The 21,194-nt window shown below is 47.2% G+C and carries 16 protein-coding genes and 4 tRNA genes; 17 read left to right on the top strand and 3 right to left on the bottom strand.

The features are described from left to right. Window positions 1-48 precede the first annotated feature (48 nt). The 13 genes from L4D76_RS06565 to rpoC all read left to right on the top strand — a co-directional run bounded on the left by L4D76_RS06565 (window position 49) and on the right by rpoC (window position 13,860). Window positions 49-124: transfer RNA gene (locus L4D76_RS06565), tRNA-Thr, on the top strand. A 17-nt stretch (window positions 125-141) separates the two neighbouring features. Then, a tRNA-Tyr gene (locus L4D76_RS06560) sits at window positions 142-226 on the top strand. Between the two features lie 38 nt (window positions 227-264). Next, a tRNA-Gly gene (locus L4D76_RS06555) sits at window positions 265-339 on the top strand. Window positions 340-351: 12 nt separating this feature from the next. Beyond that, window positions 352-427: transfer RNA gene (locus L4D76_RS06550), tRNA-Thr, on the top strand. Window positions 428-533: 106 nt separating this feature from the next. Next, window positions 534-1,718 (top strand): elongation factor Tu, encoded by a 1,185-nt coding sequence (gene tuf / locus L4D76_RS06545; RefSeq protein WP_428440112.1) that lies wholly within the window; start codon window positions 534-536, stop codon window positions 1,716-1,718. A 216-nt stretch (window positions 1,719-1,934) separates the two neighbouring features. Beyond that, window positions 1,935-2,312, top strand: a complete 378-nt coding sequence (gene secE / locus L4D76_RS06540; protein ID WP_428440111.1) for a preprotein translocase subunit SecE — start codon at window positions 1,935-1,937, stop codon at window positions 2,310-2,312. A gap of 11 nt (window positions 2,313-2,323) precedes the next feature. Further along, on the top strand, window positions 2,324-2,869 hold the full coding sequence (nusG, locus tag L4D76_RS06535) for a transcription termination/antitermination protein NusG (RefSeq protein ID WP_428440110.1): 546 nt from the start codon (window positions 2,324-2,326) through the stop codon (window positions 2,867-2,869). A gap of 124 nt (window positions 2,870-2,993) precedes the next feature. Beyond that, window positions 2,994-3,422, top strand: a complete 429-nt coding sequence (rplK, locus tag L4D76_RS06530) for a 50S ribosomal protein L11 (RefSeq protein ID WP_428440109.1) — start codon at window positions 2,994-2,996, stop codon at window positions 3,420-3,422. Window positions 3,423-3,426: 4 nt separating this feature from the next. Beyond that, complete coding sequence (gene rplA, locus L4D76_RS06525; RefSeq protein ID WP_428440108.1) at window positions 3,427-4,131, top strand: 50S ribosomal protein L1; 705 nt, start codon at window positions 3,427-3,429, stop codon at window positions 4,129-4,131. A 251-nt stretch (window positions 4,132-4,382) separates the two neighbouring features. After that, window positions 4,383-4,877: a 50S ribosomal protein L10 gene (rplJ, locus tag L4D76_RS06520; protein ID WP_107284672.1), complete on the top strand. Its 495-nt coding sequence runs from the start codon at window positions 4,383-4,385 to the stop codon at window positions 4,875-4,877. 60 nt (window positions 4,878-4,937) lie between these two features. After that, window positions 4,938-5,300 (top strand): 50S ribosomal protein L7/L12, encoded by a 363-nt coding sequence (rplL, locus tag L4D76_RS06515; protein ID WP_428440107.1) that lies wholly within the window; start codon window positions 4,938-4,940, stop codon window positions 5,298-5,300. Between the two features lie 223 nt (window positions 5,301-5,523). Beyond that, on the top strand, window positions 5,524-9,549 hold the full coding sequence (gene rpoB, locus L4D76_RS06510) for a DNA-directed RNA polymerase subunit beta (protein ID WP_428440106.1): 4,026 nt from the start codon (window positions 5,524-5,526) through the stop codon (window positions 9,547-9,549). Between the two features lie 96 nt (window positions 9,550-9,645). Next, window positions 9,646-13,860, top strand: a complete 4,215-nt coding sequence (gene rpoC, locus L4D76_RS06505) for a DNA-directed RNA polymerase subunit beta' (protein ID WP_428440105.1) — start codon at window positions 9,646-9,648, stop codon at window positions 13,858-13,860. A gap of 247 nt (window positions 13,861-14,107) precedes the next feature. Here rpoC and rsd read toward each other — a convergent pair whose 3' ends face one another. Beyond that, window positions 14,108-14,590 carry a sigma D regulator gene (gene rsd / locus L4D76_RS06500; RefSeq protein ID WP_428440104.1) on the bottom strand — a complete coding sequence of 161 codons (483 nt, stop codon included), beginning with the start codon at window positions 14,588-14,590 and terminating at the stop codon, window positions 14,108-14,110. 192 nt (window positions 14,591-14,782) lie between these two features. Here rsd and nudC point away from each other — a divergent pair, with 192 nt between their 5' ends. Together nudC and hemE are read left to right on the top strand one after the other, a co-directional pair. After that, complete coding sequence (nudC, locus tag L4D76_RS06495; RefSeq protein ID WP_428440103.1) at window positions 14,783-15,568, top strand: NAD(+) diphosphatase; 786 nt, start codon at window positions 14,783-14,785, stop codon at window positions 15,566-15,568. Window positions 15,569-15,777: 209 nt separating this feature from the next. Continuing rightward, window positions 15,778-16,845, top strand: coding sequence for a uroporphyrinogen decarboxylase (gene hemE, locus L4D76_RS06490; RefSeq protein ID WP_428440102.1), 1,068 nt, complete (start codon window positions 15,778-15,780; stop codon window positions 16,843-16,845). 246 nt (window positions 16,846-17,091) lie between these two features. Here the strand turns inward: hemE and L4D76_RS06485 are convergent, their stop codons facing one another. Then, window positions 17,092-17,679: a uracil-DNA glycosylase family protein gene (locus L4D76_RS06485; protein ID WP_428440101.1), complete on the bottom strand. Its 588-nt coding sequence runs from the start codon at window positions 17,677-17,679 to the stop codon at window positions 17,092-17,094. A 27-nt stretch (window positions 17,680-17,706) separates the two neighbouring features. Further along, window positions 17,707-18,618, bottom strand: coding sequence for a D-2-hydroxyacid dehydrogenase (locus L4D76_RS06480; RefSeq protein ID WP_428440100.1), 912 nt, complete (start codon window positions 18,616-18,618; stop codon window positions 17,707-17,709). 68 nt (window positions 18,619-18,686) lie between these two features. Here L4D76_RS06480 and L4D76_RS06475 point away from each other — a divergent pair, with 68 nt between their 5' ends. Further along, window positions 18,687-19,274 (top strand): YjaG family protein, encoded by a 588-nt coding sequence (locus L4D76_RS06475; RefSeq protein WP_428440099.1) that lies wholly within the window; start codon window positions 18,687-18,689, stop codon window positions 19,272-19,274. 528 nt (window positions 19,275-19,802) lie between these two features. Further along, window positions 19,803-21,119, top strand: a complete 1,317-nt coding sequence (gene brnQ, locus L4D76_RS06470; protein ID WP_428440098.1) for a branched-chain amino acid transport system II carrier protein — start codon at window positions 19,803-19,805, stop codon at window positions 21,117-21,119. Window positions 21,120-21,194: the final 75 nt, after the last annotated feature.

Below are 21,194 nucleotides of genomic sequence, written 5' to 3'. Positions count from 1 at the left end.
AAGGTATTGCAAGCCTATAAATGTTTAACTAGAATGCGCAGCAATTACGCCGACTTAGCTCAGTAGGTAGAGCAACTGACTTGTAATCAGTAGGTCACCAGTTCGATTCCGGTAGTCGGCACCAGTTTTAGCAATACCCCTGGAGGGGTTCCCGAGTGGCCAAAGGGATCAGACTGTAAATCTGACGGCTCCGCCTTCGAAGGTTCGAATCCTTCCCCCTCCACCATTTTCAAGTAGTTTGATAGCTCTACGAGTTACGAGTTTGCGGGCATCGTATAATGGCTATTACCTCAGCCTTCCAAGCTGATGATGCGGGTTCGATTCCCGCTGCCCGCTCCACACTTCTTGTGTGCTGATATAGCTCAGTTGGTAGAGCGCACCCTTGGTAAGGGTGAGGTCGGCGGTTCGAATCCGCCTATCAGCACCATTCTCTTCTCCAAGTCGCTCTCAAACCATTTGATATATACTCTACAAACCCATGTTTGGTTGTGTGGTCGTAATGCCACCTAATGCCGTGTCTAGAGGGACTATCTATGTCTAAAGAAAAATTTGAACGTCTTAAGCCACACGTTAACGTTGGTACTATCGGCCACGTTGACCATGGTAAAACGACTCTAACTGCTGCTATCTGTACAGTTTTGTCAAAGGTATACGGTGGTGAAGCTAAAGATTTCGCATCAATCGATAACGCTCCTGAAGAGCGCGAGCGTGGTATCACAATCTCTACTTCTCACGTAGAGTACGATACTCCAGCTCGCCACTACGCACACGTTGACTGCCCAGGACACGCCGATTATGTTAAAAACATGATCACAGGTGCTGCACAAATGGATGGTGGTATCCTRGTTGTTGCTGCAACTGATGGCCCTATGCCACAGACTCGTGAGCACATCCTTCTTGGTCGCCAGGTTGGTATTCCTTACATCATCGTATTCATGAACAAATGTGACATGGTTGATGATGAAGAGCTACTAGAACTAGTAGAAATGGAAGTTCGTGAACTTCTTTCTGAATACGACTTCCCAGGTGATGACTGCCCAGTAATCATGGGTTCTGCTCTAGGCGCKCTAAACGGCGAGAAGCAGTGGGAAGACAAGATTRTTGAACTAGCTGAAGCTCTAGATACTTATATCCCAGAGCCAGAGCGYGCAATCGATAAGCCGTTCATCCTACCTATCGAAGATGTTTTCTCAATCCAGGGCCGTGGTACTGTTGTAACTGGTCGTGTTGAGCAAGGCGTTATTCGTGTTGGTGAAGAAGTTGCAATCATCGGTATCAAAGACACTATCACTACTACATGTACTGGTGTTGAGATGTTCCGTAAGCTTCTTGACGAAGGCCGTGCTGGTGAGAACGTTGGTGTTCTTCTGCGTGGTACTAAGCGTGACGAAGTTGAGCGTGGTCAAGTACTGGCTAAGCCTGGTTCAATTACTCCGCACACCACTTTTGAGTCAGAAATTTATGTTCTGTCTAAAGATGAAGGTGGCCGTCACACTCCATTCTTCAAAGGCTACCGTCCACAGTTCTACTTCCGTACAACTGACGTAACTGGTACTATCGAGCTGCCAGAAGGCATTGAAATGGTAATGCCTGGTGATAACGTTCAGATGAAAGTGACTCTAATCTGCCCAATCGCGATGGATGAAGGTCTGCGTTTTGCGATCCGTGAAGGCGGTCGTACAGTTGGTGCTGGTGTTGTTGCTAAGATCTTCGAATAAGATTTGACGACAAGGTACCAAAAGGGCATCATTTGATGCCCTTTTTCTGCGTCTGATTTTTGATTCGTGTGATTTTTAGTCAAAGACGTAGAATAAAAGTTCGTTAAGATGAAGTTTTTTATAATGTCATTAAAGGTTTAGTCCTTTCCTTCATTTAGGACCTCGCACTAGCGGGGTCGTTTTCGTCTATATTGAGACTAGTTACAGGTTGGTTGTATGAAAGCGAATGCCGAAAACCAAAGCAGCCCAAGCAGTATGGATGGCCTTAAGTGGGTCGCTATATTTGCTTTGCTTGCTGCCGCTGTGGTTGGTAATTACCTGTACAGTGATGTTTCTGTAGTGTTGCGCGCAACCGCGGTAGTAGTGCTTGTTGCTGCTGCTGGTGGTATTGCCGCACTTACAGCAAAAGGTAAAACCGCGATTACGTTTGCACGTGAATCGCGCATGGAAGTCCGCAAAGTGGTATGGCCTACTCGTCAGGAAGCTACGCAGACAACCTTTATCGTTTTAGCCGTCACTGTCATTATGGCGTTAGCCTTGTGGGGGATTGACGGCATTATGGTCCGTTTAGTCCGCCTAGTTACCGGTGTGTGAGGTAAGAGTTCATGAGCGAAGCTCCAAAAAAACGATGGTATGTAGTCCAGGCTTTCTCCGGCTTTGAAGGTCGTGTAGCGCAGTCACTACGTGAGCATATCAAAATGCATAGCATGGAAGAGTACTTTGATGAGGTACTTGTACCGACCGAGGAAGTGGTTGAAATGCGTGCTGGCCAGCGTCGGAAGAGTGAGCGTAAGTTCTTCCCTGGTTATGTGCTTGTACAGATGGTGATGAACGACAAGACATGGCATCTGGTACGTAGTATTCCTCGTGTAATGGGGTTCATTGGCGGTACATCTGACCGTCCTGCTCCTATCTCTGATAAAGAGGCGGATGCGATTCTTAATCGTCTGCAGCAGGCGAGTGAATCACCAGTCCATAAAACAGTATTCGAACCAGGTGAAGTGGTTCGCGTTACTGATGGTCCATTTGCTGACTTCAACGGTGTTGTTGAACAAGTGGATTATGCCAAGAGCCGCGTGAAGGTTTCTGTGTCGATCTTTGGCCGTGCAACTCCGGTTGAGCTAGAGTTCGGCCAAGTCGAAAAGAACTGATCGATTTGTAATCAGTTTGTATTGTCAGGGGTGGGGGATTGAACTATAATTTCGCGCCCTTTCGTTAGACGGGGAGTCTATTTCTCGAAAATAGACGTTTGAACCCAAATTTAGGTATATAGCAATGGCTAAAAAAGTAGAAGCGTACATCAAGCTGCAGGTTGCAGCTGGTGCAGCAAACCCAAGTCCACCGGTTGGTCCTGCTCTAGGTCAGCACGGTGTTAACATCATGGAATTCTGTAAAGCGTTTAACGCTAAGACTGACTCAGTTGAGAAAGGTCTTCCGACTCCTGTTGTTATCACAGTATACAGCGACCGTTCTTTCACGTTCATCACTAAGACTCCACCAGCTGCAGTTCTTCTTAAGAAAGCAGCAGGCGTTAAGTCTGGTTCTGGCCGTCCTAACACTGAGAAGGTTGGTACTGTTACTGACGCTCAGGTTCAGGAAATTGCTGAAACAAAAGCAGCTGATATGACTGGTGCTGACATCGAAGCTATGAAGCGTTCGATTGCAGGTACTGCTCGTTCAATGGGCCTAGTGGTAGAGGGTTAAGACAATGGCAAAACTGACTAAACGCATGCGCGTAATCCGTGACAAAGTTGAGACTACTAAAGAGTACGAAATCAACGAAGCGGTTGCTCTTCTTAAAGAACTGGCTACTGCTAAATTCGTAGAAAGTGTTGACGTTGCTGTTAACCTTGGTATCGATGCTCGTAAATCAGACCAAAACGTACGTGGTGCAACTGTACTGCCACACGGTACTGGTCGTGACATCCGCGTTGCTGTGTTCACTCAAGGTGCAAACGCAGAAGCAGCTAAAGAAGCTGGCGCAGATCTAATCGGTATGGACGATCTTGCTGACCAAGTTAAGAAAGGCGTAATGGACTTTGACGTTGTTATCGCATCTCCAGATGCAATGCGCGTTGTTGGTCAATTAGGTACTATCCTTGGTCCACGTGGTCTTATGCCAAACCCTAAAGTTGGTACAGTGACTCCTAACGTTGCTCAAGCAGTTAAAAATGCTAAAGCGGGTCAGGTTCGTTACCGTAACGACAAAAATGGCATCATCCACACTACCATCGGTAAAGTAGATTTTGACGCTGCAAACCTTAAAGAGAACCTAGAAGCACTTCTAGTTGCTCTGAAGAAAGCTAAGCCTTCTTCTGCTAAAGGTACTTTCATCAAGAAAGTAAGCATCTCTACCACTATGGGTGCAGGTGTGTTGTTAGACCAGAATACTCTGGAAACTACCGCACAATAATTTGCAGAAATGTCAGGTTAGTGTATAATTTGGCGTTCACAAATTCATGGCTGAGGCTAATTGCTTGTAAATTAGCCTTCGTCAAAGACCGTAGGCGTTCTTCGGAACTTAATATCACCTACGTAGACGGTGCCAGAACATGATTGATGTAAGTCTTTCTTGGATCTGCGCCGTAAGACTCTCCTGTCATGCTGACAGTGAGTGGTGTAATGACTGGGGTAACCCAGCAAAAAATCCAGGAGCTATATCCAATGGCATTAAATCTTCAAGACAAAAAAGCAATTGTTGCTGAAGTCAACGAAGCTGCCAATGGTGCCCTGTCTGCAGTTGTTGCTGACTCTCGTGGTGTTGCAGTTGGTGCGATGACGTCTCTACGTAAACAAGCTCGTGAAAACGGCGTTTACCTGAAAGTTGTTCGTAACACACTTGCACGCCGCGCAGTTGAAGGTACTGATTTTGAATGTCTAAAAGACGTTTTTGTTGGTCCTTCACTAATCGGTTTCTCTAATGAGCACCCAGGTGCTGCAGCGCGTCTTTTTAAAGACTTCGCTAAAGAGAATAAAGATTTCGAGTTCAAAGCAGCCGCATTCGAAGGCGCTGTTGTTGACGCAGAAATTCTTGCGACACTACCAACTTACGACGAAGCTATTGCACGCCTGATGATGTGCATGAAAGAAGCTTCAGCTGGCAAGCTGGTACGTACTATCGCAGCTGTACGCGATCAGAAAGAAGAAGCAGCGGCTTAATAGCCATTGTTTTATCTGAACGCTATATTAAATTAATTGTTGATTTCAAAGAGAATTGTTATGTCTATCACTAACGAGCAAATCCTAGACGCAGTTGCAGATATGTCTGTAATGCAAGTTGTTGAGCTTATCGAAGCTATGGAAGAAAAATTCGGTGTTTCTGCTGCAGCTGCAGTAGTAGCAGGCGGCGCAGCAGAAGTAGTTGAAGAGCAAACTGAATTTGACGTAATCCTAACAGCTATTGGTTCACAGAAAGTACAGGTTATCAAAGCTGTACGTGCAGCAACTGGCCTAGGTCTTAAAGAAGCTAAAGCAGTCGTTGACGGCGCTCCAGCACCTTTAAAAGAAGGCATTGAGAAAGCTGAAGCTGAAGCTCTTAAAGCTCAGCTAGAAGAAGTTGGTGCTACTGTTGAAATTAAGTAATAATTACTTAATTTCTTAGCCTGTAAAGGCTAATGGCTGGTGGCTGAATGCCACCGGCCTTTTTGCGCTGTAGGGTAATGGTGTTTTTCACATTGTTTTGTAACCATTATTCATGCAAAAAACAGTTCTGATTCTTCAGAGCTGTTCCTACAATAAACAGTGTTATTAGTCACTGTCCCCTGGTTGGACAGTTTGGATCACTTATTAGCGATCTGAGGAACCTATGGTTTACTCTTATACCGAGAAAAAGCGTATCCGTAAGGATTTTGGTAAGCGTCCACGCGTTTTGGATGCACCATACATGCTGTCGATCCAGCTTGATTCTTTTCAGAAGTTCATCGAGCAGGATCCAGAAGGGCATCACGGTCTAGAAGCTGCCTTTCGTTCTGTTTTTCCAATTCAGAGCTATAACGGCAATTCCGAGCTGCAATACGTTACCTATCGTCTCGGTGAGCCGGTCTTCGATGTCAAAGAATGTCAAATTCGTGGCGTAACTTACTCTGCACCACTACGTGTGAAGCTACGTCTTGTCATGTATGACAAAGACGCGCCGGCTGGCACTGTAAAAGACATTAAAGAACAAGAAGTTTACATGGGCGAAATTCCGCTCATGACAGATAACGGTACTTTCGTTATTAACGGTACCGAGAGGGTTATCGTATCCCAGCTGCACCGTAGCCCGGGTGTCTTCTTCGACAGCGATAAGGGTAAAACCCACTCCTCAGGTAAAGTGTTATATAACGCACGCGTAATCCCATACCGTGGTTCATGGTTGGATTTCGAGTTTGATCCTAAGGATAACGTATTCGTACGTATCGACCGTCGTCGTAAGCTACCAGCTTCAATCATTCTGCGTGCTTTGGATTATACCACTGAGCAGATCCTTGATATGTTCTTCGATAAAGTTAACTTCGAAGTTCAGGGTAAGTCACTGGTTATGGAACTGGTGCCTGATCGTCTACGTGGCGAAACTGCAAGCTTCAATATTGAAGCGAACGGTAAAACCTACGTAGAGCAAGGTCGTCGTATCACCGCTCGTCATATTCGCCAGTTAGGCAAAGACGGTGTTGATCACATTGAAGTCCCTGTTGAATATATCGTCGGTAAAATCGCATCACGTGATTACGTGAACGAAGAAACTGGCGAGCTAATTGTAGCTGCTAACCAGGAATTAAGCCTGGAATCTCTAGCGCTACTGTCGCAGGCTGGTCATAAGTCTATCGTAGTTCTGTTTACGAACGACCTAGACTACGGTCCGTACATGTCTGATACCTTGCGTGTCGACAACACCACTGACCGTCTGAGTGCGCTAGTTGAAATCTACCGCATGATGCGTCCTGGTGAGCCACCTACACGCGAAGCTGCTGAACAACTGTTTAATAGTCTGTTCTTCTCTGAAGATCGCTATGACTTGTCAGCTGTTGGTCGTATGAAGTTCAACAGTTCTCTTCTTCGTGATGAGATCACAGGTTCTGGTACGCTTGATAACCAAGACATCATTGAAGTGATGCGTAAACTGATCGAAATTCGTAACGGTCGTGGTGAAGTTGATGATATCGACCACCTGGGTAACCGTCGTATTCGTTCAGTTGGTGAAATGGCTGAAAACCAGTTCCGTGTTGGTCTAGTTCGTGTTGAGCGTGCTGTTAAAGAACGTCTGAGCCTAGGCGATCTTGATGCAATCATGCCGCAAGATCTGATTAATGCTAAGCCAATTTCTGCTGCAGTTAAGGAGTTCTTCGGTTCTTCTCAGCTGTCTCAGTTTATGGACCAAAACAACCCGCTGTCAGAAGTTACTCACAAACGTCGTATCTCGGCGCTTGGTCCAGGTGGTCTGACTCGTGAACGTGCTGGCTTTGAAGTTCGAGATGTACACGCGACGCACTACGGTCGTCTATGTCCTATCGAAACGCCGGAAGGTCCAAACATCGGTCTAATCAACTCGCTGTCTGTATATGCGCGTACTAACTCTTACGGTTTCCTGGAAACTCCATACCGTAAAGTGGTTGATGGTAGCGTTACCGATCAAATCGATTACCTGTCTGCTATTGAAGAAGGCCAGTATGTTATCGCTCAGGCGAATGCTGCGCTGGAAGAAGATGGTAGCTTCAGTGATGAACTTGTTACTGCCCGTCAGAAAGGTGATTCTGGCTTGCACCCACGCGACCATGTTCAGTACATGGACGTTGCAACCAACCAAGTTGTATCTGTGGCGGCATCCCTGATCCCATTCCTAGAGCACGATGATGCTAACCGTGCACTTATGGGTGCGAACATGCAGCGTCAGGCTGTTCCAACATTACGTGCTGATAAGCCGTTGGTTGGTACAGGTATTGAGCGCTCTGTAGCGGTTGACTCCGGTGTAACCGCCGTAGCTAAGCGTGGCGGTCAGGTTCAGTCTGTCGATGCTTCTCGTATCGTTGTTAAAGTGAACGAAAACGAGCTAGTACCAGGCGAAGCTGGTATCGATATTTATAACCTTACTAAGTACACCCGTTCTAACCAGAACACTTGTATCAACCAGCGTCCAACTGTGATGCCGGGCGAGCCAGTGGCTCGTGGTGACGTACTTGCAGATGGTCCTTCGACCGATCTGGGTGAACTAGCACTTGGCCAGAACATGCGTATCGCGTTCATGCCTTGGAACGGTTATAACTTTGAGGATTCCATCTTAGTTTCTGAGCGTGTTGTACAGGAAGATCGCCTGACAACAATCCACATTCAAGAGCTTTCTTGTGTGGCGCGTGACACGAAACTAGGCTCTGAAGAAATCACTGCTGATATCCCTAACGTGGGTGAAGCGGCGCTTTCTAAGCTGGATGAATCTGGTGTTGTTTACATCGGTGCTGAAGTGAAAGGTGGCGATATTCTGGTCGGTAAAGTGACACCTAAGGGTGAAACACAACTTACACCGGAAGAAAAGCTACTGCGTGCAATCTTTGGTGAGAAAGCGTCTGACGTTAAAGACTCTTCTCTACGTGTACCAAACTCCGTGTCTGGTACCATCATCGACGTTCAAGTCTTTACTCGCGATGGCGTAGAAAAAGACAAGCGTGCGCTTGAAATCGAAGAAATGCAGCTGAAAGAAGCGAAGAAAGATATCACAGAAGAATTCCAGATCCTTGAGGGTGGTCTTCTTGCTCGTGTTCGTACGCTTCTGCTTTCTGCGGGTTACGGCGAAGATAAGCTTTCTTCAATGAACCGCGAAACACTGTTTGCACAAACACTGGATGACGAAGCACAGCAAAACCAACTAGAGCAGTTGGCAGAGCAGTACGACGAATTGAAAGCTGAGTTCGATAAGAAGTTTGAAACTAAGCGTCGTAAGATCACACAGGGTGATGACCTAGCACCGGGTGTCCTTAAAATTGTTAAGGTATACCTAGCTGTTAAACGTCGTATCCAGCCTGGTGATAAGATGGCGGGTCGTCACGGTAACAAGGGTGTAATCTCTAAGATCAACCCTGTTGAAGATATGCCGTACGATGAAAAAGGTGAGACTGTCGACATCGTTCTGAACCCACTGGGTGTACCATCTCGTATGAACATCGGTCAGATCCTGGAGACTCATATGGGTCTTGCAGCGAAAGGTATCGGTGACAAGATCAACGAGATGCTGAAGCAGCAGCAGGAGTTACATAAGTTCCGTAACTTCCTACAGAAAGTTTACGATCTGGGTGATACTCGCCAGAACGTCGACATTGCCGCTCTGTCAGATGATGAAGTCCATACACTGATTAAGAACCTGCGTAAAGGTCTGCCAATCGCAACGCCAGTATTTGATGGTGCTCCTGAGTCATCTATCAAAGAACTGCTGAAGCTAGGTGACTTGCCTGAGTCTGGTCAGCTGAGACTGTTTGACGGTCGCACCGGTGATATGTTTGAGCGTCCTGTAACTGTTGGTTACATGTACATGCTGAAACTGAACCACTTGGTTGATGACAAGATGCACGCCCGTTCTACCGGTTCTTACAGCCTTGTTACTCAGCAGCCGCTGGGTGGTAAAGCTCAGTTCGGTGGTCAGCGTTTCGGTGAGATGGAAGTATGGGCGCTTGAAGCATACGGCGCAGCATATACACTTCAAGAAATGCTAACCGTTAAGTCAGATGACGTTAACGGCCGTACGAAGATGTATAAAAACATCGTCGACGGTGATCATCGTATGGAACCTGGTATGCCGGAATCATTCAACGTACTGTTGAAAGAAATCCGCTCGTTGGGTATCAACATCGAGCTGGAAGACGAATAAGAGTTGGTTTACCAACCTTATTAGTTACTCCGGTATAAATATGAAGGCGCCAGAAGACTGGCGCCTTTATGGGTCAACTCCTCACAGGAGCCGAATGTGAAAGACTTACTCAAGTTTCTGAAAGCACAACATAAGACCGAAGAATTTGATGCAATCAAAATCGGTCTTGCTTCACCTGACATGATCCGTTCATGGTCTTTTGGTGAAGTTAAAAAGCCAGAAACCATCAACTACCGTACCTTCAAGCCTGAGCGTGACGGCCTTTTCTGTGCACGTATCTTTGGCCCAGTAAAAGACTATGAGTGTCTTTGTGGCAAATATAAACGCCTCAAGCACCGTGGTGTGATTTGTGAAAAATGTGGTGTTGAAGTTACTCAGACCAAAGTACGCCGTGAGCGTATGGGTCACATTGAGCTTGCTTCACCTGTAGCCCACATCTGGTTCCTTAAGTCACTGCCATCTCGTATCGGTTTGTTAATGGACATCCCGCTGCGTGACATCGAGCGTGTACTTTACTTCGAATCGTACATTGTCATCGAACCAGGAATGACCAATCTTGAGCGTAGTCAGCTACTGTCAGAAGAGCAGTACCTGGATGCACTTGAAGAATGGGGCGACGAATTCGACGCTAAAATGGGCGCAGAAGCGATTAAAGCATTACTAGGTAATATGGACCTGAATGCAGAAATCGAAAACATGCGTGAAGAGTTAGAAGAAACTAATTCTGAAACCAAGCGCAAAAAATTAACCAAGCGTTTAAAGCTTGTTGAAGCATTCTTACAGTCAGGTAACAACCCAGAGTGGATGATCCTGTCTGTTCTGCCAGTTCTACCGCCGGATCTTCGTCCGTTGGTACCGCTGGATGGTGGTCGTTTCGCAACGTCAGATCTGAATGATCTGTACCGTCGCGTAATCAACCGTAACAACCGTCTTAAGCGTCTACTAGACCTGGCTGCTCCTGATATTATCGTACGTAACGAAAAACGTATGCTTCAGGAATCTGTTGATGCATTGCTAGATAACGGTCGTCGTGGCCGCGCTATCACTGGCTCTAACAAGCGTCCTCTGAAATCTTTGGCTGACATGATCAAAGGTAAGCAGGGTCGTTTCCGTCAGAACCTTCTTGGTAAGCGTGTTGACTACTCAGGTCGTTCTGTTATCACCGTAGGTCCATACCTGCGTCTGCATCAGTGTGGTCTTCCTAAGAAGATGGCACTAGAGCTATTTAAGCCATTCATCTACGGCAAGCTAGAGACCCGTGGTCTTGCGACTACGATCAAAGCTGCTAAGAAGATGGTTGAGCGCGAAGAAGCGGTTGTTTGGGATATCCTGGACGAAGTAATTCGTGAACACCCGGTAATGCTTAACCGTGCACCAACATTGCACCGTCTAGGTATTCAGGCATTTGAACCAGTACTAATCGAAGGTAAAGCGATTCAGCTTCACCCACTAGTGTGTGCGGCCTATAACGCCGACTTCGATGGTGACCAGATGGCGGTACACGTACCTCTAACTCTGGAAGCGCAGCTTGAAGCTCGTGCACTGATGATGTCTACCAACAACATCCTATCGCCGGCGTCAGGTGATCCGATCATCGTACCTTCTCAGGATGTTGTATTGGGTCTTTACTACATGACGCGTGAGAAAATCAACGCGAAGGGTGAAGGCATGTACTTTGCTGGACCTGCCGAGGCAGAGAAAGCATACGTTACGAAGAATGCCGAACTACACGCTCGCGTGAAAGTTCGTATCACAGAGCACCTATATGATGAGCAAGGTAACTTGTCATCTGAAACTAAGCTTCTTGATACCACAGTTGGTCGTGCAATCCTGTGGCAGATCGTTCCTAAAGGTCTTCCGTACAGCCTTGTGAACACTGAAGCGCTGGGTAAGAAGCAAATCTCTACCCTGTTGAACACGTGTTACCGTAAATTGGGCATGAAAGACACCGTTATCTTCGCTGACCAAATTATGTACACAGGTTTTGCTTACGCTGCATTGTCTGGTGTTTCTGTTGGTATCGACGATATGGTCGTTCCTGCTGAGAAATACACTAAGATCGCTGAAGCTGAAGCTGAAGTTGCAGAAATTCAAGAACAGTTCCAATCTGGTCTTGTAACTGCTGGCGAACGTTACAACAAAGTTATCGATATCTGGGCAACAGCCAATGAGCAGGTTGCTAAAGCGATGATGGATAACCTGTCTGTCGAAACCGTGATTAACCGTGACGGTGAAGAAGAACAGCAGAAATCGTTCAACAGCGTATACATGATGGCCGATTCTGGAGCTCGTGGTTCTGCTGCGCAGATCCGTCAGCTTGCTGGTATGCGTGGTCTGATGGCTAAGCCGGATGGCTCAATCATCGAAACACCGATCACTGCGAACTTTAAAGAAGGTTTGAACGTACTACAGTACTTCATCTCTACTCACGGTGCTCGTAAGGGTCTTGCGGATACCGCACTTAAGACAGCGAACTCCGGTTACCTGACTCGTCGTCTGGTAGACGTAGCACAAGACGTAGTAATTACTGCGGATGATTGTGGTACGCACGCTGGTATTACGATGATGCCTCTGATCGAGGGCGGTGATGTCAAAGAGCAACTAGGTGACCGAGTTCTTGGTCGTGTTGTTGCAGAAGACGTTATCAAGCCAGGTTCAGAAGAAGTTCTTGCGCCGCGTAACACCCTTCTTGATGAGAAGTGGTGTGACATTCTGGAAGAGAACTCAGTTGACCAAGTTAAAGTACGTTCGGTTGTAACGTGTGAAAATGACTTCGGTTGCTGTAAGTTCTGTTACGGTCGTGACCTGGCTCGTGGTCATCTGGTTAACACCGGTGAAGCAGTCGGCGTTGTCGCCGCTCAGTCTATCGGTGAGCCGGGTACACAGCTTACGATGCGTACGTTCCACATCGGTGGTGCGGCATCTCGTGCGGCAGCAGAAAACAGCATCCAGGTTAAGAACACTGGTTCGATGAAACTTCACAACGCCAAGTTCGTAACGAACAACGAAGGTAAGCTGGTTATTACTTCTCGTGCGTCACTAATGACCGTTGTTGATGAGTTTGGTCGTACTAAGGAGAGCTACAAGCTGCCTTACGGTTCGATGCTAACTAAAGGTGATGGTGATTCAGTGACAGCAGCAGAAACTGTTGCAAACTGGGACCCGCATACAATGCCAATCATCACTGAAGTAGCCGGTCGCCTTCAGTTCGTTGACTTAATCGACGGTGTGACTGTTACTCGTCAAACTGATGAGCTAACAGGCCTGTCTTCTATCGTAATACTAGACGCTGCAGAGCGTACCAGTGCCGGTAAAGATATGCGTCCAACGGTTAAGCTGGTTGACGACAATGGTCATGATGTAATGATCCCTGGCACAGATATGCCAGCTCAGTACTTCTTACCTGGTAAAGCGATTGTTCAGCTTGAAGACAGCGCGCTAGTAGGCATTGGTGACACGTTATCACGTATTCCTCAGGAATCTGGCGGTACGAAAGATATCACCGGTGGTCTGCCACGAGTTGCTGACCTATTCGAAGCACGTAAGCCAAAAGAGCCTGCAATCCTAGCGGAAATTACAGGTGCTGTTTCTTTCGGTAAAGAAACAAAAGGTAAGCGTCGTCTGATCATCACGCCAAGTGATGGCCAGCCATACGAAGAGATGATCCATAAGTGGCGTCAGCTTAACGTATTCGAAGGTGAGAAGGTTGAATGTGGTGATGTGATCGCGGATGGTCCAGAAGCTCCACATGATATCTTGCGTCTACGTGGTGTTCACGCTGTTGCTGAGTACATCGTTAACGAAGTTCAGGAAGTTTACCGTCTACAGGGCGTTAAGATTAATGATAAGCACATTGAGACTATCATTCGTCAGATGCTTCGTAAGGTAACGATCGCCTCTGCTGGTGACTCTGATTTCCTAGAAGGTGAGCAGGTAGAATTCTCTCGTGTGAATGTTGCTAACCGTAAGCTAGAAGCTGAAGGTAAAGCAGCTGCGACATTTAGCCGTGACCTGTTAGGTATCACAAAGGCGTCGCTAGCGACAGAATCGTTCATCTCGGCGGCTTCTTTCCAGGAAACAACTCGCGTACTAACAGAAGCTGCGGTTTCTGGTAAGCGTGATGAGTTACGTGGTCTGAAAGAAAACGTCATCGTTGGTCGTTTGATCCCAGCGGGTACGGGCTTCTCTTACCACCAGCGTCGTCAAAACCAGCGTAACGCTGAGCTAGAGCCAGTAGCACCGCAGGTTGATGCAGAACAAGCATCTCAAGATCTTGCTGCACTACTAAATGCCGGTCTAAGCGACGATTAATCGTTGAGTTTAGATAAGCAAAAAAAGGCACCCTTCGGGGTGCCTTTTTGTTTTTGGGTGAAATGAAAACAGGCATGTTGTTGGCGCGCGGATAAGCCCTATCTATCTATCTATCTATCTATCTATAGGCAGGATTGAGGCTGAGCAAGGATAGGAGTAACTTTGAGGAGGTTGGGGTATATTAAGAGACAGTGCAGCCAAGAAGCAGCTAAAAGCTGCTTCTCTGGATGGTCATGTTAATTGAAAATTAAGCGCCGGGTGGGCAGGCTAAACTTTCGCTGATTAGTTCAATCAGAGTATCTTCAAGCTCAAATCTCAGCTCAAGCAACTCACCAATACCTGAAAGATCTCGATCTAAATCGGCTAGCGTATCGTTATCATCAATAGCACAATAACGATCAGTGAAATTAAGAATTGGATCAGTGGTTTGGGTGATGTTGGCGTAAAGTTGTGAGATTTCTTTGGTGGGTGAATAGCCCGTGGTTTTCCACTTGTCCATGACCATATCATAAATTTTGAAATGGCCGGCAGAGATATAGTCGACAACTTGTTGGCAAAAGAGCTGTAATTGGCTGGAGGTTGGTAATTGGCGTGAATTGTTTTCAAAAGGAGGCAGACCTGCCAGTTTACAGTAGTCGATCAGTAATTGCTGCCGGGACATCAGCCAGTGATCGATGACATCGCTGGTGCCGCCCCACTGTTGCTGAACTTGCTCGAATTTACTTAACATGGCCATACCCTCATGATCTATCAGTACAGTAACGGTGGTTACGAAAAACAAACGTTATTAAAAAACCAAGTTACTAAATACTACACCTGTGAATCTCTTAAAAAAGAGAGCCTTGTTATACGGATTCATATTCCGTTATAAAGTTTAGATTGCCAGTAAAAACGATACCCTGCAAGGATGGATGTGACATTGATGTTAAAAAAACGAGAATTAGTGTATTGGTGCGTCGTAAAAGATCGCAAATTGTATCTGGTCAACCATACGCTTCCTCTGATGACAGAATCAGAGTTAGGTTTGAATTGTGACGATGCACGCTGGATTGGTGAATACTCGGGTCACCCTGTTTTTTGGCTAGAGGCTCATGACAATACGCATAGCGATGATTTTTATAGCCAAAGAGAATTATTGGGTATTGATGGTGAGCTGTTTGATCTGGCCGGAAAAGCGACTCAGCTATCGCACATGAAGCAATCCGAAACGTATTGCCCCAATTGTGGCGGACAATGTCAGCTGGCAGTTGAGCAATTAGCGATGGAATGCCAGCAGTGTCAGCGTATCCATTATCCTCGAGTGTCGCCGTGTGTGATCGTTGCGGTCAGAAAACAAGATAAAGTGTTGCTTGCTCAGCACCCTCGCCATAAGACAGGTATGTATACGGTAATAGCCGGTTTTGTTGAAGCCGGTGAAACCCTGGAGCAATGTGTTGCTCGTGAGGTCGAAGAGGAAACCGGAATTAAAGTGGCCAATATCCGTTACTTCGGTAGTCAGCCGTGGGCCTTCCCTTCTAATCTGATGATGGGCTTTTTAGCTGATTATGAGAGTGGCGAAGTCAAGCCGGATTATGAAGAGCTGAGTGACGCGATATGGGTATCTGCTGATAGTTTGCCACCTGTCGCGCCGGAAGGAACGATAGCCCGTCAGTTGATAAACCATACCTTAGCGCTGATGAAAAAAAGTAGCATAAAAAAAACCTCCTAAAGGAGGGGGAAGGTGCAGTTACATGCTCGTCGACGAGCAAGATATTCTTATTATTGCTAGCGCGCAGATTTTGTATCACGGCTGACTGCTATGTCGCAAATATGGTGAAGAAATTGTTGTAATAAATATGACCGGCTTAACAATTGGGCTCTTTTGTTGCAGCCGGGGAGTGCTACAATACGTCGCAGAATTTATCCATGGAGTCCTCAATGAGCGAATTAAAGAATGACCGCTACCTACGTGCGTTATTAAAGCAGCCGGTAGATTGCACACCAGTATGGATGATGCGTCAGGCTGGCCGTTATTTGCCAGAATACCGAGCTACACGTAGTGTTGCAGGTGACTTTATGTCGCTATGTAAGAATGCTGAATTAGCCAGTGAGGTGACCTTACAGCCACTGCGCCGTTTCCCTCTGGATGCTGCTATTCTGTTTTCTGATATCCTGACTATTCCGGATGCTATGGGTCTGGGTTTGTATTTTGAAGCCGGTGAAGGTCCGAAGTTTGAGCGTCCTATTACCTGTAAAGCCGATGTTGATAAAATCGGTTTGCCGGATCCGGAAGGTGAGCTGCAGTATGTGATGAATGCAGTGCGTCAGATCCGTAAAGATCTGCAGGGTGAAGTACCGTTAATCGGCTTTTCTGGTAGCCCGTGGACACTGGCGACTTACATGGTTGAAGGTGGTAGCTCGAAAGCATTCACCAAGATCAAAAAGATGATGTATGCCGAACCGGCAACACTGCATCTGCTGCTTGATAAGCTGGCTGACAGCGTGGTTGAGTACCTGAATGCCCAGATCAAAGCGGGTGCGCAGTCTGTGATGGTCTTTGATACCTGGGGTGGTGTATTAACGCCTCGTGATTACAACGAGTTCTCACTGCGTTATATGCACAAAATTGTTGATGGCTTAATCCGTGAAAACGATGGTCGTCGCGTGCCAGTGACCCTGTTCACCAAAAATGGTGGCATGTGGTTAGAGCAAATCGCGGCAACAGGTTGTGATGCAATTGGCCTTGACTGGACAATTAACATTGCTGATGCAAACCGTCGAGTAGGCGATAAAGTTGCCCTGCAGGGCAATATGGATCCTTCGATTCTATATGCACAACCTGAGCGTATTCGCCAAGAAGTGGCGACTATTCTTGAAGGTTATGGTGATGAAGGTACCGGCCATGTATTTAACCTTGGCCATGGTATCCACCTGGATGTGCCGCCAGAGAATGCCGGTGTGTTTGTTGATGCGGTGCACGAGCTGTCTAAGCCGTATCATAAATAGAACCAGGTACGAGATCCTGGGTTGCTAGATCCTAGGAAAAGCATTGAAAAGCCCGTGCAAGTGATTGCGTGGGCTTATTTATCGGTAAGAGCGGTGCTATGGCCCTGAGACCCTATGGATAAGCAGTTGCGAGTGACTTGGTTTGAGAGTCGAGAAAAAGCAATAGCTTTACTTCAAATACTGGTTCGTAGAGCCTGTCTTGCAGGACCATAGGACCTCCTTTATCGCTTCTCGAAACTAGCCCCTCTACACTCCCAAATGCTGGTGGACATACTCCCTGATATACGGCACCACCTCTTCCTCAAACCACTGGTTGTTTTTCAGCCAGCGGATATTACGTGGCGATGGGTGCGGCATCGGAATATATTTTGGGGCCCACTGCCGCCAAGCTCTGACTGTTTCTGTCAGTGTTTTCGGCTTGTCTTTCAAATACCACTCCTGCGCGTAGTGGCCAACCAGCAAGGTCATGCCGATATTGGGCAGCAATGGCCATACTCGCGGGTGCCATTGCGGTGCGCATTCCGGACGTGGTGGGAGATCGCCGGATTTACCCCTGCCCGGATAACACAGTCCCATCGGCATAATGGCTATCTGCTTTGGGTCATAAAAAGTCGTTCTGTCGAGCTCTAACCAGCAACGCAGGCGATCACCGCTCGGATCGTTCCATGGGATCCCGGTTTCATGGACACGGGTTCCCGGCGCTTGGCCAACAATCATCACCCCAGCACTGCTGGCTGCTTGAATCACCGGACGCGGGCCTAGCGGGAGATGATCTTTGCAGATCTCGCAGCGGCGTATTTGATCCAGTAGGTTATCAAGTTGTTGCGATGCCATAATTACCTTCTTCCTACGCCTGCGTTCCTAATAGCCACGTGTAAAGTCAATTTGGTACATCAATGGTTGCCGCTGGATAAAGCGCAGATAGTTAGCGGCAAAGACGTCGAACACCTGTTCAGGAAAGCTCTCTGCGGCAATATGCGGGGTGATCGTTATATTAGGGTGCTGCCAGAAAGGATGCTGGTTATTAAGTGGCTCATGCTTAAAAACATCCAGGAAAGCATGGGCAACATGACCTTGCTCGATAGCGGACAGCAATCCTTCTTCACAAACCGCATTTCCACGTCCTACATTAAACAGTAGCGTATTTTGGCAGTGGCTTAGGCTGGTGGCATTGAGCAGGTTGTCGGTCGCTGTTGTTGCGGGCAGGGTGGATACCAGAATATCGGCCTGAGTTAGCGCTTGCGGGAGTTCGGATAACGGATAGGTATGGGCAAACAAGTGACTGGCCGGTTCACCCGAGCGGTTCACGCCAATGAGCCGTAGTCCCATTGTATGCGCGGCTTGGGCTAAATGGCTACCTATGGTCCCCGTTCCCAAAATAACCATGGTTTTGTTGCTTAACGCCGAATAGCGATGGGGCTGCCATTGCCGATGTTTTTGCTGCTGTTGGTAGAGAGCAAAATGACGGGTATGAGCCAGTGTCAGGCCAATCACATATTCGGTGATGAGTTGCCCGAAGCAACCGCGAATATTGGTTAGCGTATAGTCCTGGCGCAAAGCAGGTTTGGTCAGGGCATCGATACCGGCAAAGGTCGATTGCAGCCAGCACAGAGCCGGATAATCATTGAGGTGTGCGGCGATTTTGGGCGGATCTGCTAAAATAATCGCAGCCAGCCTGGGATCATCGGTGATCTCAAGCTGTGGCAATTGCGCCTGCTGGATCAGCCGTTGATAAGTTTCCTTCTGGCGGGAGACGATCAGTACCTTGTTCATTGCTTTTCCTTTTGTGCTGATGAGTTATGCATTAAACTCCAGTGCAAATCACTATCGTAGATTATCCCATGCTAAAGAATCCTGTTCAGCTTCGCTTAGAAAAATTAGAACCGTGGCAACACCTTACTTTTATGGTCTCACTGTGTGAACGAATGTATCCGAATTTTGCCTTGTTTTGTGAGGAAACGGAGTTTGCGGAGGCACAAAAATACCGCATCATTCTTGATAGTATCTGGGAGATCTTAACGGTAAAAAGTGCCAAGATTAACTTTGAAAATCAGCTGGAAAAGCTGGAAGACCTGGTACCGAGTGCCGATGACTTTGATATCTACGCGGTAAACCCGGCGATTGATGCCTGCGCCGCTTTGGCTGATCTACTTCATGCCATGCTTGATCGTGATTTGATGCTCGAGACAGTCAATAAGCTTAGCAGTTTGTCTGCTGAAACCGTCGCTGATCTTGAGTTTGCTCAGACGGGTGTCGAAATTACCGACGAAAATCAAAAAGAAAGCGAAGCCGTTTGCGAAGAATGGGATGTGCAGTGGGCCATCTTCCGTGCCCTGAAAGAAGCGGAACGACGCGATATCGAATTGATCAAAAGCCTGCGTGAAGAATTACGCGATGAGCCAGTCAGTAATATTGGTATTGAGCTGTAAGCTGAATCATCGAATTGGAAAAGAGGAGCCGGAAGGCTCCTTTTTTGTATTTGCCCCCTTTGATCTTACTGTTGCAGAAGGAGGGACATTCTTCTTATCGAATCGCTTATTGCAATATTGTTAAGTCAATAAAACTGCTTGCGCGCCAGATTTATGGTGTTATTAACTGCTTGTTGGTTTATGTGCAACCCAATCAACTTATTTGATTCTGCTGTCTTGTGCGAAGAGTCTTAGAGCGTATATAACAGTGACAACTCCGATGGCAAATGAGGCTGTCGGAATATATTCAACCTGTCGAAGTAGGACGCCGTATGAAAGCATTCAAGCCTTCAGTCTCAGCAAACAATAGCCACTATGTTGCTATTGTTGCGTGCGCGCTCCTCCTGCTCTCTCTGAATCTCATTCGGAGCTGACAGGCTATATCTTTTTTCTGTCGGCTTGTGAAGAAGCTGGCAGGGTAATATTCTACATTCAAGTTCCCTTCTAGTTTCCTCCAAGCTTAAACAAGCAGCTGTATCGAGGAACATTATGTCTACCAACGTATTAACCGGGCGCAATATCGCAGCCTTAGGATTCATGACCTTTGCCATGTATTTAGGGGCTGGGAACTTGATCTTTCCGCCATTCTTGGGGTTTCAAGCCGGTGAACATTTCCTATCGGGCATGGCGGGTTTCCTGTTAACTGGTGTGGGGCTGCCAGCGTTGGCGTTGATTATCGTCGCTTTGGTTAAAGGTTCTGATAACCTGACAGCTGCTTTACCTCGTCCTTTAGCGACTAGCTTTTGGGTCATGGTGTTCATCGTGATTGGACCTGCATTTGTTATTCCTCGCGCCATCACAGTGGCGTACCAGTTCAGCTTTGCGCCATTTATTGGTGGTGATGTGTTGGTGCCGTTCTCAATCGCGTTCTGTGTTATCACCATTTTGTTCTCATTGTTTCCGGGTAAATTGGTCGACACCATTGGTAAATGGCTAACCCCAGCCTTATTGGCTATTCTGGCCGTCATGGCGGCTTTTGCGTTCTTGTTTCCTGCTGGTCAAGTGATGCAGGCGAAAGGTCCGTATGTTGATGGTGCGTTGGCGGAAGGTTTGACTCAAGGCTATATGACTATGGATGCCTTGGGCTCGATCGGATTTGGTTGGGTAATTTTCCGCGCGATCAAAAGTATGGGTGTGGACTGTCCGAAAGCCACCGCTAAATACACCTTTATTGCCGCAGTGATGTATGCGACCGCCATGGCTGCGGTGTACTTGTCGCTGGCCTACATCGGTTCGACCAGCGCTGATTTAGGAACAGATTTTACCAATGGTGGTGAGATTTTGACGGCATTTACTAATCACCATTTCGGCGTATTCGGTACCATGTTGCTGGGTTTAGTGATGATATTGGCGTGTTTAACGACCGCTATCGGTGTTACTACCGCTGGCAGTGAATTTTATAGTACTACCTTCACGGCGGTTTCATACCGCCGTAGTGTATGGGGAACAATGATTCTGGCTGGCTTGGTGGCGAATATCGGTTTGGATCAGTTGCTTGCCATAACGTTGCCGGCGGTGGTTGCCTTGCATCCTATTGCGATAGCCCTGTTATTGATTGCACCGGTCAGGAAAGCGCTAGCACCGAGCATGGGCTTGGTGACGGTGGGGACGGCGTTGGTTTTCGGCTGTCTTGATGCCGTCCATATTTTGGACCGCATGCCCGAAGGTGTGGATCAGGTGCTGAAACATCAACTACCGCTGTATCATTACTATGCGGGATGGGTTGTGCCAACAATGAGCGTATTGGTAGTGGGCTTGGTATGGTCTCGAATGGTGAATAAAACTACGCGAGCGGTGGTAGCTTAACTCAGTATGGTGCTGACGAGATAAGCATTGCTTGTCGGGTGTTCAACCGTGATCACAAAGGGGCCTCATGGCCCC

The sequence above is a fragment of the Photobacterium sagamiensis genome, from assembly GCF_050337085.1.
Taxonomy (GTDB): Bacteria; Pseudomonadota; Gammaproteobacteria; order Enterobacterales; family Vibrionaceae; genus Photobacterium; species Photobacterium sagamiensis.
This window is presented reverse-complemented; position numbering and strand designations above follow the sequence as displayed.

What these genes read in the sequence shown, in the direction of transcription:
- secE (WP_428440111.1), top strand. Translation starts at nt 1,935, where the DNA reads ATGAAAGCGAATGCCGAAAACCAAAGCAGCCCAAGCAGTATGGATGGC.
- nusG (WP_428440110.1), top strand. Translation starts at nt 2,324, where the DNA reads ATGAGCGAAGCTCCAAAAAAACGATGGTATGTAGTCCAGGCTTTCTCC.
- rplK (WP_428440109.1), top strand. Translation starts at nt 2,994, where the DNA reads ATGGCTAAAAAAGTAGAAGCGTACATCAAGCTGCAGGTTGCAGCTGGT.
- rplA (WP_428440108.1), top strand. Translation starts at nt 3,427, where the DNA reads ATGGCAAAACTGACTAAACGCATGCGCGTAATCCGTGACAAAGTTGAG.
- rplJ (WP_107284672.1), top strand. Translation starts at nt 4,383, where the DNA reads ATGGCATTAAATCTTCAAGACAAAAAAGCAATTGTTGCTGAAGTCAAC.
- rplL (WP_428440107.1), top strand. Translation starts at nt 4,938, where the DNA reads ATGTCTATCACTAACGAGCAAATCCTAGACGCAGTTGCAGATATGTCT.
- rpoB (WP_428440106.1), top strand. Translation starts at nt 5,524, where the DNA reads ATGGTTTACTCTTATACCGAGAAAAAGCGTATCCGTAAGGATTTTGGT.
- rsd (WP_428440104.1), bottom strand. Translation starts at nt 14,590, where the DNA reads ATGTTAAGTAAATTCGAGCAAGTTCAGCAACAGTGGGGCGGCACCAGC.
- nudC (WP_428440103.1), top strand. Translation starts at nt 14,783, where the DNA reads ATGTTAAAAAAACGAGAATTAGTGTATTGGTGCGTCGTAAAAGATCGC.
- hemE (WP_428440102.1), top strand. Translation starts at nt 15,778, where the DNA reads ATGAGCGAATTAAAGAATGACCGCTACCTACGTGCGTTATTAAAGCAG.
- L4D76_RS06485 (WP_428440101.1), bottom strand. Translation starts at nt 17,679, where the DNA reads ATGGCATCGCAACAACTTGATAACCTACTGGATCAAATACGCCGCTGC.
- L4D76_RS06480 (WP_428440100.1), bottom strand. Translation starts at nt 18,618, where the DNA reads ATGAACAAGGTACTGATCGTCTCCCGCCAGAAGGAAACTTATCAACGG.
- L4D76_RS06475 (WP_428440099.1), top strand. Translation starts at nt 18,687, where the DNA reads ATGCTAAAGAATCCTGTTCAGCTTCGCTTAGAAAAATTAGAACCGTGG.
- brnQ (WP_428440098.1), top strand. Translation starts at nt 19,803, where the DNA reads ATGTCTACCAACGTATTAACCGGGCGCAATATCGCAGCCTTAGGATTC.